Genomic DNA, 13,124 nt, shown 5'->3' with positions numbered 1-13,124 from the left:
CATGCCCAATCCCACCGTTGTCGGCTTTTCCGGCAATTTCACCCGACCCTCCAAGACCCGGGGCTTTGTCGAACAGGTCGTGAAGGATATTGCCCGTCAGCATGGCCTGTCGGCCAGCACCTATGATGTGGAGGATCTCGGCCCGTCGCTCGGCCAGGCGAAATGGGCGCGCGATCTCGACGAGCAGGCCCGCGCCATTCTCGACAAAGTCATCAATGCCGATGTGCTGGTGGTCGGCTCGCCGACCTACAAGGGCAGCTATACCGGCCTGTTCAAGCACTTCTTCGACCTGATCGATCCGGCCGCCCTGCGCGGCAAGCCTGTGGTGCTTCTGGCGACCGGCGGCGGCGAACGGCATGCGCTGATCGTCGAGCACCAGTTGCGGCCGCTGTTCGGCTTCTTCGAGGCGCTTGCCCTGTCGACGGCGGTCTATGCCACCGACAAGGATTTCGCCGACGGCGTGCTGCGCTCCGAGCCGATCCTGAAGCGCGTCGCGCAGGCGGTGGGCGAAGTCGGGCTGGTGCTTGCCAATCGCTCCGGGGCGAGTGTCGCCGCGGAATAGGGGCACGCCAGAGCAATCAGGCGGGAAACAGGAATGCGGCGGCCGGGTCGAAAAAGACCTGCCGTCGGCTTGCCGTCGCATCGTGCGACGCCATGGCCGACGATGTCGGCCTGATGTCGATCTCCTGCCCGGCGGCGGTGCGCGCGACGATGCGGCGGCGCTCGCCGTAGAAGGCGACATCGACGATCTCGACGGCAAGCTCGGCGCTTCTCGGACCACGCTCCAGGCGAAACGCTTCCGGCCGGATCATCAGCCTGGCCTTTTGTCCGCTGCCGAAGCTGCCATTGGCGTTGATGCCTGAGAGCACCGAGCCGTCGGCAAGCCGGATGGTCGCGGCGCCGCCGACGGTTTCCAGATGCTCGGCGGCCAAAAAATTCGAATTGCCGATGAAGCCGGCAACGAAATCGGTCGCGGGCCGAAGGTAGAGATCCTCGCCGGTGCCGATCTGCTCGATGCGGCCATCCCTGAACAGCGCGATGCGGTCGGACAGATGCAGCGCCTCCTCCTGGTCATGGGTGACATAGAGGATGGTGACGCCGGTCTCGCGGTGGATGCGGCGTATTTCGGCCTGAATCTCCTCGCGCAGTTTCTTGTCGAGGGCCGAAAGCGGCTCGTCCATCAGGAGGATCGGCGGATCGTAGGCCAGCGCGCGGGCAAGCGCGACGCGCTGCTGCTGGCCGCCGGACAGCGCGCCGGGAAGCCGTTCGGCGAAACTTTCGAGCCGCACCAGCGAGAGCATGTCGGCGACCTTGCGCTTGACCTCGGCGTCGGGCCGGCGGCGGACGCGAAGTGGGAAGGCGACGTTTTCGGCGACGCTCAGATGCGGAAACAGCGTGTAGCGCTGGAAGACCATGCCGATGTTGCGCTTGTGCGAGGGCACCGCAAGCAGCGACTTTCCCTGCAACCGGACATCGCCGGAGGTCGGGTCCTGGAAGCCGGCGATCGCATAGAGCGTCGTCGATTTTCCCGAACCTGACGGGCCGAGGAAGGTCAGGAATTCGCCTTTGGGGATCTCCAGCGTCACGTCATGAACGGCGACGAAGGCGCCGAAAGCCTTGCGCAATTTGCGGATCGACAGGAAAGGCTCGGTCATGTCTGCAACTTTCGGCGCAAGAGTGCCGTCACCACCATGAGGGCGAGCGTGAGCGCGACCAGCAGGCTGGAGGCGGCGGCGATGACGGGAGTGAGGTCGGAGCGGAGGCTGCCCCAGATCTTGACCGGCAAGGTCTGCAGGGTGGGGCTCGCCATGAAGATCGCCACGACCACCTCGTCCCAGGAGGCGAGGAAGGAGAAGATCGCGGCGGAGAAGATGCCGATGCGGATCGACGGCAAGGTGATCCTGAGCTTGGCCTCAAGCGGGTTGGCGCCGCAGACGATGGCCGCGTCCTCGATCGACTTGTCGAAGCCTTCGAGCGCGGTGGCAATCGGGATGATGGCGAAGGGGAGCGCCAGCACGGTGTGGGCGATGACGAAGCCGACCGTGGTGCCGCCGAGGCCAAGGCGCAGGAAGAAGGCGTAGATGGCGATGGCGAAGACGACGACCGGCAGCACCATCGGCGTCAAAAGCAGCCCGCGCACGATCTCGCGCCCACGGAACTCACCACGAACCAGCGCGAAGGAGGCAAGCAGGCCGACGGCGACGGCAAGGATTGCCGTCAGCGCGGCGATGCGGGCGCTGGTGAGCGCCGCCTCGATCCAGGACGGGTCGGCGAACAGCTCCTGATACCATTTCAGCGTCCAGCCGGGCGGCGGGAAGGCCAGCCAGCGCGAGGAGCCGAAGGAGAGCAGCACGATGAAGACAACAGGCAGAAGCAGGAAGGCGGCGACCAAAGCCGTGAAGGCGAGCAGCGCAACCTTCAGCCAGCCCAGGCGGTCATAGTCGAGCAGCATTTCAGGCGCCTCCCGCGGGTCGCTTCGAGCCGACAAGGCGCAGTTGCAGCGCGTAGAGCGCCATGGTGACGACGAGCAGGATGAAGGCGGCGGCGCTGCCGAGGCCCCAGTTGAGCAGCGACTGGATCATCTGCGCGATCATTTCGGCAAGCATCATGTTCGACGTGCCGCCGAGCAGGGCCGGCGTGACGAAATAGCCGAGCGACATGACGAAGACCATCAGCCCGCCGGCGGCGATGCCGGGAAGCGAGAGCGGCAACAGGATGCGGCGGAACGCGGCGAGCGGGCTGGCGCCACAGAGTGCCGCCGCGCGCAGCGTCATCGGATCGATCGCGCGCAAGGTGCCGACCAAAGGCAGGATCATAAACGGCAGCATGATGTAGACCATGCCGATGGTGACGCCGGTGAGGTTGTTGATGAGCGGCAGCGGCTGCTCGGTGATGCCGATGGCCATCAGCGCCCGGTTAATCACGCCGGTGCGCTGCAAGAGCACCATCCAGGCATAGGTGCGGGTCAAGAGGTTGGTCCACATCGACAGGATGATGATGCCGAACAGGAGCGAGGCGAGGGCCGGCGGCATGATCGCCAGCATCCAGGCCACCGGAAAGGCGACGAGAACGGTGACGACGGTGACGACGAAGGCGACCAGGAAGGTGTTGAAGAACACCCGCGCGTAGGTGCCGTCGCCGAGCAGCGCCGCATAATTCTGCAGGCCGGGAGCCGGATCGGTGACGCTGCGCAGGAGCAGCGCCAGCACCGGCACGACGAAGAAAAGCCCGATCAGGGTCAGCGCCGGCAGCAGGCCGCCGAGACCCGCCGGGAGACGCATTCTGGCGATGCTCTGCTCAATTTCCACCGACATAGCGGTATCCCGGGTTGCGAAGCGGGACGGCGGAGGCCGTCCCGCTTCTGTCACGAGAAGGCGGGCGTTATTTCGCCTGCCAGGCGTACCAGCGCGTGGCGATCTCGTCGCGATGCTCGGCCCAGTAGTTCATGTCGAGGTTGATCTGGCCGTCGACATGGGCGTCGGGCAGACCCTTGACCACGTCGGCGGGCATCTCGGCCTTTGCCTTGGTGTTGATCGGCGCATAGCCGCTTGCCTCGGCGAACTTCGCCTGGCCGGTGGCGCTGCTCGCCGCGGCGAGGAACTTCATCGCCGTGTCCTTGTTCTTGGCGCCCTTCGGCACCACCAGAACGTCGGCGGCGGTCAGGTTCTGGTTCCAGGACACGCCGACATCGGCGCCGTCCTTCTCCAGCGCGAAGACGCGGCCGTTCCAGAGCTGGCCGAAGGCGGCTTCGCCGGAGGCGATCAGCTGCTGCGATTCAGCGCCGCCGCCCCACCAGACGATGTCGGACTTGATGGTGTCGAGCTTCTTGAAGGCGCGGTCGAGGTCAAGCGGATAGAGCTTGTCGGCCGGCACGCCGTCGGCGAGCAGCGCGATCTCGATGACGCCGGGCGCCGACCATTTGTAGAAGGTGCGCTTGCCGGGAAATTTCTTGGTGTCGAACATGTCGGTCCAACCGGCCGGCTCGCCGGAGACCGCGCCCTTGTTCCAGGCGAGCACGAAGGAATAGTAGAAGCTGCCGATTGCGTGCTCGTTGCTGAAGCGCGGATCGAGATCGTCCTTCGGCACGACGGCGAAATCGATCGGCTCGAGCAGCCCGTCCTTGGCCGCCTTGATGGCGAAGTCCATCTCGACGTCGACCACGTCCCAGGTGACGTTCTTGGCGTCGACCATGGCCTTCAGCTTGCCGTAGTCGGTCGGACCGTCCTGCAGCACCTTGACGCCGGCTGAAGCGGTGAACGGCTCGGCCCAGGATTTCGTCTGGGCTTCCTGGGTCGTGCCGCCCCAACTGGTGAACACTATTTCCTCGGCTTTGGCGGCCGTCGTTGCCATGAGGCCGGCAAGGATGCCGGCGAAAATCAGTTTCATGTCGTTCTCCTCTGACTCTGTGTGTTCCGTTTCTTGTTCTTCAGTGCACCGTCGCCATGCCGCCTCAGCGCATGACGAAGGGATCGGGGATCGGCTCGTCCGATGTGCGGATCCACACCGATTTCGAGCGCGTGTAGTCGCGGATGGCGTCGATGCCGCCTTCGCGGCCGAGACCGGACAGCCCGTAGCCGCCGAACGGAACCAGCGGCGAGACGGCGCGGTAGGTGTTGACCCAGACGACGCCGGCGTGGATGCCGCGGGCCATGCGGTGCGCTCTGGCGAGGTTGGTGGTGAAGACGCCGGAGGCGAGGCCGAAGGGCGTGTCGTTGGCGAGCGCCAGCGCCTCCGCCTCGCTGTCGAAGGCAAGCGCGCTCAGCACCGGTCCGAACAGTTCCTCGCGCACGCAGGCAAGCGCCTGGTTCTGCGCCTCGATGATCGTCGGCGCGTAGTAGAAGCCGTCCGCCTTGCCCTCGGGCCGTGCGCCGCCGGTGATGAGCCGGCCGCCGCCGGCCAGGCTTTCGGCGACGATCGTCTCGATCCGTTCGCGCTGGCGCAAGGTTGCGAGCGGCCCCATTTCGGTGGCGGTGTCCTGTGGATCGCCGATGGCAATCGCCTCAGCCTTGCGCTTCAGCCGAGCAAGGAACTCGTCCTTGACCGAGCGCTCGACCAGGAGGCGCGAGCCGGCGACGCAGCTCTGGCCGGTCGCGGCGAAGATGCCGGCGACGACGGCGTTGGCGGCGCTGTCGAGATCGGCGTCGGCGAACACGACAACCGGGCTTTTGCCGCCGAGTTCCAGCGTCGTATAGGCGAGGTTCTCGGCCGTGTTGGCGACGATCTGGCGGGCTGTCGAGGGGCCGCCGGTGAAGGCGACGCGGGCGACGAGCGGGTGGCTGGTCAGGCGGCGTCCGCAATCGTGGCCGAAGCCGGTCAGGATGTTGACGGCACCCGCCGGAAAGCCGGCCTCATGGACAAGCTCGGCAAAGGCGAGCAGCGGCGCCGGACCCTCCTCGGAAGCCTTGAGCACGACGGTGCAGCCGGCTGCCAGCGCCGGGCCAAGCTTGACCGCCGACAAAAAGAGCTGCGAATTCCAGGGAACGACCGCGGCAACGACGCCGATCGGCTCCGGCCGGACCGTGACCTCCATGTCGGGCTTGTCGATCGGGATGAAGGCGCCTTCGTGTTTGTCGGCGAGGCCGCCATAGTAGCGGTAATAGTCGCCGACATAGGCGATCTGGGCGCGCGTCTCGCGGATGATCTTGCCGGTGTCGCGCGTTTCCAGTTCCGCCAACCGGCCGGCATTGGCGGCGACGAGATCGCCGAGCCTGACCAGGAGCTTGCCGCGCGCCGTCGCCGTCAGCGAGGCCCAGGGACCGGAACGCAGCGCCCGATGCGCGGCCTCGACGGCGCGGTCGACATCGGCGACGCCAGCGGCCGGCATCGTCGCCCAAGGGGTGCCGGTCGAAGGATCGATGCTGTCAAAGGTCGCCGCCGCCTCGACGAACGCCCCATCTATATAATTCTTGAAGGCTACGGTGCTCATCGCGATCCCGCCTGGAAGGCCGGCATCACGCTGTCGATGAAGAGCCGCAGCGACTTCTTCTTGCGCTCATGCGAAAGGCCGCTGTCGATCCAGATCGAATACTGGTCGTAGCCCTGCGCTTCATAGGCCTTCAGCCGGGCGATCACCTCGTCGGCCTCGCCGATGACGAGATTCTGCCTGATCTTGTCGGGCGCGTATTGCGGCATGGCCGCGATCTCGTCCTCGGTCAACGGCTCCAGAATGCCCTGATGCACAGGCTTCTTGTTCTGGAACCAGGCGCCGAACTGGCAGTAGAACAGCGACAGATCCCGCGCCAGGCGCTCGGCGTCGGCGGCGTCCTCGGCCACGAATGTGTGCATCAGCAGCATGATTTCCGGCCGGGCTATGTCCGGATGGGCCTGGCAGGCGGTGTTGAAGCGCTCCATCAGGCTCGCCACCTCGCCGTCGCCGGAGGCAAGCGGCGTCACTTGCACGTTGCATTTGTTGGCGACGGCGAAGTCGTGCGAATTCGGATCGCGGGCCGCCACCCAGATCGGCGGGTAGGGGGCTTGCAAGGGCTTGGGCGAGGAGGTGGTCGGCGGGAAGGACCAGAACTCGCCGGACAACTCGAAATCACCGTCCCAGAGGCCGCGCAGTGCCGGCACCATCTCGCGCATGCGCTGGCCTGCGCCCCAGGCGTCGAGCCCGGGAAAGAGCCGCTGATACTCAAAGCTGTAGGCGCCGCGCGCGATGCCGATGTCGAGGCGGCCGCCGGTGATGATGTCGGTCATCGCGGCTTCGCCGGCGAGTTTGATCGGGTGCCAGAACGGCGCGATGATGGTGCCGGTGCCGAGGCGGATGCTTGAGGTCTTGGCGGCGAGATAGGCGATGTTGACGAACGGGTTCGGCGAGATGGTGAATTCCATGCCGTGATGCTCCCCGATCCAGGCGGCCTCGAAGCCTGCCTGCTCGGCCAGCACGACGAGTTCCTCCAGCTCCGTCAGCAGTTCGGATTGCGGCTTGGCCAGATCCGAGCGCTCCATATGGACGAAAAGCGAAAACTTCATCGGTCTCACCCGTGGCCGGAATGGATTGCTGCTGACGGCGCGGCCTTGGCGAGCGGCCGGACCTCACCTTCGACCTCATTGCCGACATAGACGCCGAACTGGTCCTCGGTGCGCTCGCGCGCATAACGGGCGAGCATCGAGCGCACCGCCGGATCGGCGATCTTGAGATCGGCCATCCGGTCGATGTCGACAAGCCTGATCTGCCCGTCGCCGGACAGCGGGGCGCTCACCGTGCCGCGATAGTAGACATGGGTGCGCGAGGCGTCCGTCGCATCGTCCCAGACCGCGTAAAGGAAGCCAAGATCGGCGTCGATCGCCTTGGCGGCAAGCTTTCCCCTCAGACTGCGGGCATCGTTCGCGGCGCCGAGGCCATGACCGGCCGGCAACTGGTGGGAGCCATCCGCCGCCTCGAGGAAGAGCACGCGGCCTTCGCTCTCGAGGATGGCGCCGACTTCGGTTCCGGGCGGGGCGGCGGCAAGCGCTTCCTGGCTGAGGCCCGGCGTGACATAGGCGCCCCGGCAATAGCCCAATGGCTGCGCGCCGTTGTGGGTGAAATCGTGGACCCGGCCGATGAGGATCGAATGGTCGCCGGCATCCACCAGTTGCTCCATGTCGCAATCGAAGACCGCGACGGAACCCTCGATCACCGGATTTCCCGTCTGGCCCGGCTGCCAGATCACCGACGCGAACTTGTCGGCCGCCTTGGAGGCGAAAATGCCGGACGCGGCCTTCTGGTCTTCCGACAGGATGTTGATCGCGAACCCCCTGGAGGTCGAGAAGGCCTGATGCCCCAGCGCCTTCTTGGCGATGCAGACAAGCACCAGCGGCGGCTCGAGCGAGACGGAGGTGAAGGAGTTGGCGGTGAAGCCGCGCGGGACGCCTGCCTCGTCCACCGTGGTGACGATGGTGACGCCGGTCAGGAAGGAGCCCAGCGCGCGGCGGAATTCGATGGCGTCGAAAGCGGCCTCGGCGGTTGCGGCAACGTCGGCCGTCCGGTCGAGAAAGGCCGTGATGTGCTGAGTCACTTTCTTGGGCGAAGCGATTGTCATCATGTGCTTTTCTCCGCTCAGCACCAGGCATTGTCCTGATGGCGCGAGCCGCGCCATGGCGGCGGACATTGCAGGCGTGGAATTGCGATCCTCCGATCCGGTCATGAACAGTGCCGGCGCGGCAAGTGCGGCCAGGCGATCGACATGGGCCGTGTCGGCGCTGGCAAAGAGGCGATAGGTGCGGGCGTAGCCTTCGGCATCGACGCCTTCGAGCGCGGTTTGCGCGGTCGCGGCGGCGTCGGCCAGATCCGGCGGGATCGGATCGCCGAACCAGCGCGCGATCGTCGCGGCGATGGCCTGGGGATCGCCATGGCCGCCGAGGGCGGCCGCCCGTTCGCGCACCGCTTGCGCAAGTTCCGGCGGGCGGCGGAAGACGGCGTTGAGGCAAACGACGGAACTGACACGCGACGGGGCGCGCAGCGCGATCTCCTGTGCGACCAGCGCGCCCATGGAATGGCCGACGACCGCGACGCGGTTGAGGCCGAGATGGTCGAGCAGGCGGATCGCCTGGTCGGCGAAGTCCGGCAGCCCGGCATCCTGCGGCGGCAGCGGCGAGCCGCCATGGCCGAGCATATCGATGGCGATCAGGTCGAAGCGGTCCTGCATCAAGGCGATCTGCGGCTGCCAGATCGCCGCGCCCATGCCGACGCCATGGATCAGCAGAACCGGCGCTCCGGACCCGGCCCGCATGAAGCCGGTGCCGTCAGGAGCCTTGCCCAGGGCCAGTGCGGCGGCGTCAGCCATGCAGATCCCCGAGCTCCTTCAGGTCCTGGTAGCGGTCGCCGATGCGATGATGCGGGCGGCCGCCGATCGACGCGCCGAGCGCCACCACCAACTCGTCGGGCGCCGGCGCATCGCCAATCTGGAAATGCACCGTGAGATAATGTGAGCGGCGACCCTCATCGTTCTTGTCCATCAGCGGGATCATGATCGGCGTGTTCGGCCCGCCGCGCAGATTGGTGAAGGCGAGATAGGTCTTGGCGCCGACGGCGCGGCGATAGTGGTTGCCGAAATGCAGCGTGTGGATCAGCGCCGAAGCGTGCTCGACTTCGCCCGACGTGCCGCAGATGGCGGCCTTGCCGTAGCCTTCGATCGCTTCGCCGGAGCCGGCGACGCCAATGATCTCGTTGGTCAGCGTTTCGCCGAGCACCGGGGCGACGGCGCGAATCTCTGGCGACAGGTCCTCGGTGAAGCCGCGTCCGGCCCACGGGTTTGTCAGAACCGCCGCAACGCCGATCAGGCGCAGCGGGCGGGGCGCCGCCTTGCCGCCTTCGATCAGCGTGTTCTCGACATAGGTCACGATCTTGCGAATGGCCGGTTTCATGAAATTCCTCGGACGAAACGGCGCGATGCGGGTTCGTCATTTCTATCTCGTCTTATGGTATACCATAATATGGAGAGCCAAGAACCTTGTCAACCGGCCATGGAATCTGTTTTTGTGGCGACGCCAGAGTGCCTCGCCGTTCCATGGAAACGGCGACCCGCTCTAACTCTTTGTTTTGACGCAACTCCTGACGGAAAGCCGCTTCACACTTTTCCTGGAATTGCCCTAAGGGCGGAAAAAATGGCTGACGACACGCTTCGGATCGACCGTTCTGCCAAGACGCTGCGGACACTGGCGCTGGAGCGCATGCGCGAGGCGATCATGGATTTCCATTTCCAGCCCGGCGAAAGGCTGGTCGAGCGGCCGCTGTGCGACCAACTCGGCGTCAGCCGTTCGGTGGTGCGCGAGGTGTTGCGGCAACTGGAGGCCGAGGGCCTGGTGCAGATGGTACCGGGCCACGGACCAGCCGTGGCCAAGCCCGACCTCGGCCGTACCGACGAGATCTACGAACTGCGCGCGCTGCTGGAAGGCATCGCCGCGCGGGCCTGCGCGACCTCGGCCACCAAGGAACAGATCGCTCTTCTCGACGCCGCCCTGGAAAAGCTGCTCGAAGCCTGGGCCTCGGGCGCCCCGGTGGAGGTCATGCGGGCGACGGCCAGCTTCTACGAGGTGCTGTTCGAGGCCGCCGACAAGCGGATCGCCTGGGAGATCGTCACCGGGCTCAATGTTCGCATCAACCAGCTGCGTTCGATGACGATCGCCTCGGAAAACCGCCGCGAGCCGGCGATCAACGAAATGAACGCGATCATGGACGCCATCAGGGCGCGCAAGCCGGAAGAGGCGGAGGCGGCGGCGCGGCGGCATGTCGAATCCGCCTGGCGCATCGCCCGCGATGCGCTTCGGCTGCGGTCGCTGTAGAGTCCCGACCAACAAGAAAACGGCCCCGCAAGCGGAGCCGTTTCATCCATTGCGATGTCGGCAGGTTTACTTGCTGCCGCCGTTAGCCTTGACGCTGCTGCAGAACTCCGGATGGGTGTTGGTGGGATTGGCGTTCTTCGACTCGTCGTCGCAGGCCGTCATCATCGCCATCTGGTCTTCTGGCGTCAGCGCCTTCCAGGCCTTCACGAAGTCGTCGCTGCTGACCATCGTCTTCATGCTGGAGTCGGTATAGAAGGGCTGCATCTTGGCCGGGTCGTCGAGTGCCGACGTGCCGGTGTTCCCTGCAGCCAGCGCCGAGCCGGCGACCATCGAAAGCGCCATGGCGCCCAGCCCTATCATCTTGATGTTCACGATATAATCCTCCTGTTGCTTTGGGGATCGTCGAAGCAACGATCGAAGGCCAAACGACAGGTTTGGACGAAAGTTCCACGATGAGACGACTGGAGAGATGATAATTCTGTCGAAACAGGATCCGGCGCAAATTGAACCTTTTCGGTCGCCCAACGTTCGATTCAATTGTACTCCGCCGACGCCTGCAATGACGTTGCGCGTTTACCGGGAATTCGTCCTCAGTTCTTGTCGACCGGCTTCGATCGCATCCTGGAAACCGTCTCGCGTTCCGCCCGCTTGGAGCGCAGCGGCGGCAGCCCGCGGTCGATCAGGTCCATATCCTCCAGCACCATGTCCCCCATGCGCTTGAAGGCGACGTCGAGCGCGCCGGCGCGGTGCGCGGAGCGCAGGAAGCCGGGCAGGGTGCGCACCGGATGGTCCCTGGCCAGCGGCTCTTCCGGAAAGACATCGCTGGCGGCGACGATCTGGCCGTTGCGGACCGCCTGCATCAGCGCCGGGAAGTCGACGACACCGGCTCGGCTGAGCAGGATAAAGGCGGCGCCCTTGCGCATTTTCGCGAAGGCCTCGGTGCCGAGGAAGCCCTGATTCTCGCTGGTCACCGAGGCGACGACGAAGACGAAATCGCTCTCCGACAGCACCTTGTCGAGCGAGGCGGGCTCGACGCCGTTGTCGATGAGGATCGACGGCGGGAGCCAGGGATCGAACACCCTGATCAGGGTGCGAAAGCCCGTCAGCAGGCGGTTCAGCGCGCGGCCGAGATCGCCGAAGCCGATGATGCCGACTTCGGCGCCGGAGAGGAGCCGCGCGGTCGAGTTGCCGTCGCCGCCCCACAGCTCCTTGCCATGCCGGAAGGCAAGGTCGGCATCGACGATGCCGCGTGCCAGGTTGAGCGCCATGGCAAGGCCGAGCTCGGCGACCGGTTCGGCGAAGACCAGGCCGGTGGTGACGACATGGATGCCGCGGGCAAACAGTGTGTCGTAGGGCATGTTGTTGACGAGATTGGTCTCGACGTTGAAGACGCAGCGCAGCGCCTTCATTTTCTCCAGCGTCTCGGGAGCGATCGGTGGCTGGCCGACGATGTAGCGCGCCTCGGCAAGCACATGCGCCGGCAACCCGGCGACACCTTCGGGCGTTGTTTCCACGATGCGATATCGCTTGCGAAAGAGCGCCAGTTGCGGTGGTGTGAAGATCAGCTCGAGCGTGCGCGGCTCGGGTGCGCTGATGACCAGCGGCAAGGCATTGTTTGACATGATGTTTCCTCCCGGCGTTGCCGGATCGTGCCACTCACAGCGGTGTTTTACTCCGGATTAAACGATTTACAACTGCGAAAAATCGATTTATCCATTGCGCTGGCGAGGTGGCATGCGGCTGCCCGCCCTTCGGAGCAGGATGATGGCGCATCGGGAGACCCAGCAGCGGCGTCCGTCGATCCACGACGTGGCAAGCCGCGCCGGCGTGTCCGCCGCCACCGTCTCCAAGGTTTTGGCAGGCGTCACCACGGTGAAGCCCGAAAATGCGCAGCGCGTCTTTGATGCCGTCGATCTCCTCGGTTACCGTGTCGATCCGCTGGCGTCCGACATGCGCCGGGCCAAGCGGCGCATCATTGGCGCCATCATGCCAGAGTTCGAAAGCGAGTTCTTCGGCCAGATGGTCAGCGAGCTCGAGGGGCTCGCCGAGCAGCGCGGGTTCACGCTGGTCGCCGCCTCTAGCCGTGAGTCGGAAGCGCGCGAAAAGGAGATCCTGGCCCGCATGCACGACTGGCGCGTCGCCGGCATCGTGCTGGCACCGGTGCGCAACGAGCATGGGCCGGCGGCCGGCTTCATGAAAGCCAACGGCATGACCGGCGTGCTGATCGACCGCGTGCTCGCCGACGACGCATTCGATACGGTTTCGGCCGACAGCGCCGCGGCAAGTGCGGAGGTGGCGCGCGCGCTGGTCGGCAAGGGCCATCGCCACATACTGGTCGTCGGTCTCGGCCAGCAGGCGGCAACGGTGCGCGCCCGCCTCGAAGGGTTTCGCGCGACCGCGCTGCAACTGGTGCCCGACATCCGCATCGACGTCGTGCTTGCCGAAAGCGAGGTCGAGCCGCTGCGAACGCTGCTCAGCGACTATTTCAGCGAGGGTGCCAATCGGGGTGAACGCCCGACGGCGGTCTATTCGCTGTTCCTCAAGGGCACGCTGGTGGCGCTTTCCGAATTCCGCCGTCGTGGCTGGCATTGCCCGGACGACATCTCGCTGGTCGGCTTCGACGACGCCGAATGGATGCAGGTGACCTGGCCGGCGATCGCCGCCGTGGTGCAGCCGGTGCGCGAGATCGCCAGCAATGCGATGGACGTGCTGTTTCGCAGGATCGAGGGGGAGGGCGGCCCGCCCAGGGCGCGGCTCGAGCCCTGCAAGGTGTTGATGCGGGAATCCGTTGGCTCGCCAGGCAGCGGCCCGCATTCGGGGGGAGGAAGCCGACAATAGCCCCCATTGTCGAAAACCGAGTG

At 65.7% G+C, this 13,124-nt stretch carries 13 protein-coding genes; 3 read left to right on the top strand and 10 right to left on the bottom strand.

The features are described from left to right. Position 1 precedes the first annotated feature (1 nt). Positions 2-562 (top strand): FMN reductase, encoded by a 561-nt coding sequence (gene msuE / locus PU724_RS30655; protein ID WP_127310866.1) that lies wholly within the window; start codon positions 2-4, stop codon positions 560-562. A gap of 16 nt (positions 563-578) precedes the next feature. Here msuE and PU724_RS30650 read toward each other — a convergent pair whose 3' ends face one another. From PU724_RS30650 to PU724_RS30615, 8 genes are all read right to left on the bottom strand, one after another. Next, positions 579-1,655, bottom strand: coding sequence for an ABC transporter ATP-binding protein (locus PU724_RS30650; protein WP_127310867.1), 1,077 nt, complete (start codon positions 1,653-1,655; stop codon positions 579-581). Then, complete coding sequence (locus tag PU724_RS30645; RefSeq protein WP_354425420.1) at positions 1,652-2,452, bottom strand: ABC transporter permease; 801 nt, start codon at positions 2,450-2,452, stop codon at positions 1,652-1,654. The genes PU724_RS30650 and PU724_RS30645 overlap by 4 nt, the downstream gene beginning before the upstream one ends. A 1-nt stretch (position 2,453) precedes the next feature. Then, a complete protein-coding gene (locus tag PU724_RS30640; protein WP_354425422.1) occupies positions 2,454-3,314 on the bottom strand; it encodes an ABC transporter permease in 861 nt (286 codons plus the stop codon). 67 nt (positions 3,315-3,381) lie between these two features. Continuing rightward, positions 3,382-4,386, bottom strand: a complete 1,005-nt coding sequence (locus PU724_RS30635; RefSeq protein WP_354425424.1) for an ABC transporter substrate-binding protein — start codon at positions 4,384-4,386, stop codon at positions 3,382-3,384. Positions 4,387-4,450: 64 nt separating this feature from the next. Beyond that, entirely contained in the window at positions 4,451-5,926 is a 1,476-nt protein-coding gene (locus PU724_RS30630) for an aldehyde dehydrogenase (protein WP_354425426.1), read from the bottom strand. Continuing rightward, the gene (locus tag PU724_RS30625; protein ID WP_354425428.1) at positions 5,923-6,972 is read right to left on the bottom strand and encodes an LLM class flavin-dependent oxidoreductase; all 1,050 of its coding nucleotides are present in this window, start codon (positions 6,970-6,972) and stop codon (positions 5,923-5,925) included. Before PU724_RS30625 ends, PU724_RS30630 begins: the two co-directional genes overlap by 4 nt. Positions 6,973-6,977: 5 nt before the next feature. Then, positions 6,978-8,765, bottom strand: a complete 1,788-nt coding sequence (locus tag PU724_RS30620; protein ID WP_354425430.1) for an alpha/beta fold hydrolase — start codon at positions 8,763-8,765, stop codon at positions 6,978-6,980. After that, positions 8,758-9,345, bottom strand: a complete 588-nt coding sequence (locus tag PU724_RS30615; protein ID WP_126058973.1) for an amino acid synthesis family protein — start codon at positions 9,343-9,345, stop codon at positions 8,758-8,760. Before PU724_RS30615 ends, PU724_RS30620 begins: the two co-directional genes overlap by 8 nt. Before the next feature lie 240 nt (positions 9,346-9,585). Here PU724_RS30615 and PU724_RS30610 point away from each other — a divergent pair, with 240 nt between their 5' ends. After that, positions 9,586-10,263: a GntR family transcriptional regulator gene (locus tag PU724_RS30610; RefSeq protein WP_127285730.1), complete on the top strand. Its 678-nt coding sequence runs from the start codon at positions 9,586-9,588 to the stop codon at positions 10,261-10,263. A 66-nt stretch (positions 10,264-10,329) separates the two neighbouring features. Here the strand turns inward: PU724_RS30610 and PU724_RS30605 are convergent, their stop codons facing one another. Both PU724_RS30605 and PU724_RS30600 read right to left on the bottom strand, forming a co-directional pair. Further along, positions 10,330-10,635 (bottom strand): hypothetical protein, encoded by a 306-nt coding sequence (locus PU724_RS30605; RefSeq protein ID WP_127285731.1) that lies wholly within the window; start codon positions 10,633-10,635, stop codon positions 10,330-10,332. 218 nt (positions 10,636-10,853) lie between these two features. Next, complete coding sequence (locus tag PU724_RS30600; RefSeq protein ID WP_354425432.1) at positions 10,854-11,885, bottom strand: hydroxyacid dehydrogenase; 1,032 nt, start codon at positions 11,883-11,885, stop codon at positions 10,854-10,856. 142 nt (positions 11,886-12,027) lie between these two features. Between PU724_RS30600 and PU724_RS30595 the strand changes: the two genes are divergently transcribed. Continuing rightward, complete coding sequence (locus PU724_RS30595; RefSeq protein WP_127285733.1) at positions 12,028-13,101, top strand: LacI family DNA-binding transcriptional regulator; 1,074 nt, start codon at positions 12,028-12,030, stop codon at positions 13,099-13,101. The last annotated feature ends 23 nt before the right edge of the window (positions 13,102-13,124 follow it).

This window comes from Mesorhizobium abyssinicae, assembly GCF_049887195.1.
Lineage (GTDB): Bacteria > Pseudomonadota > Alphaproteobacteria > Rhizobiales > Rhizobiaceae > Mesorhizobium > Mesorhizobium abyssinicae.
The sequence above is the reverse complement of the archived record's forward strand: the minus strand, read 5'-3'. Positions and strand labels throughout refer to the sequence as shown.

Excerpts from the sequence above, each read along its gene's own strand:
- msuE (WP_127310866.1), top strand. The coding sequence starts at position 2 with ATGCCCAATCCCACCGTTGTCGGCTTTTCCGGCAATTTCACCCGACCC.
- PU724_RS30650 (WP_127310867.1), bottom strand. The coding sequence starts at position 1,655 with ATGACCGAGCCTTTCCTGTCGATCCGCAAATTGCGCAAGGCTTTCGGC.
- PU724_RS30645 (WP_354425420.1), bottom strand. The coding sequence starts at position 2,452 with ATGCTGCTCGACTATGACCGCCTGGGCTGGCTGAAGGTTGCGCTGCTC.
- PU724_RS30640 (WP_354425422.1), bottom strand. The coding sequence starts at position 3,314 with ATGTCGGTGGAAATTGAGCAGAGCATCGCCAGAATGCGTCTCCCGGCG.
- PU724_RS30635 (WP_354425424.1), bottom strand. The coding sequence starts at position 4,386 with ATGAAACTGATTTTCGCCGGCATCCTTGCCGGCCTCATGGCAACGACG.
- PU724_RS30630 (WP_354425426.1), bottom strand. The coding sequence starts at position 5,926 with ATGAGCACCGTAGCCTTCAAGAATTATATAGATGGGGCGTTCGTCGAG.
- PU724_RS30625 (WP_354425428.1), bottom strand. The coding sequence starts at position 6,972 with ATGAAGTTTTCGCTTTTCGTCCATATGGAGCGCTCGGATCTGGCCAAG.
- PU724_RS30620 (WP_354425430.1), bottom strand. The coding sequence starts at position 8,765 with ATGGCTGACGCCGCCGCACTGGCCCTGGGCAAGGCTCCTGACGGCACC.
- PU724_RS30615 (WP_126058973.1), bottom strand. The coding sequence starts at position 9,345 with ATGAAACCGGCCATTCGCAAGATCGTGACCTATGTCGAGAACACGCTG.
- PU724_RS30610 (WP_127285730.1), top strand. The coding sequence starts at position 9,586 with ATGGCTGACGACACGCTTCGGATCGACCGTTCTGCCAAGACGCTGCGG.
- PU724_RS30600 (WP_354425432.1), bottom strand. The coding sequence starts at position 11,885 with ATGTCAAACAATGCCTTGCCGCTGGTCATCAGCGCACCCGAGCCGCGC.
- PU724_RS30595 (WP_127285733.1), top strand. The coding sequence starts at position 12,028 with ATGGCGCATCGGGAGACCCAGCAGCGGCGTCCGTCGATCCACGACGTG.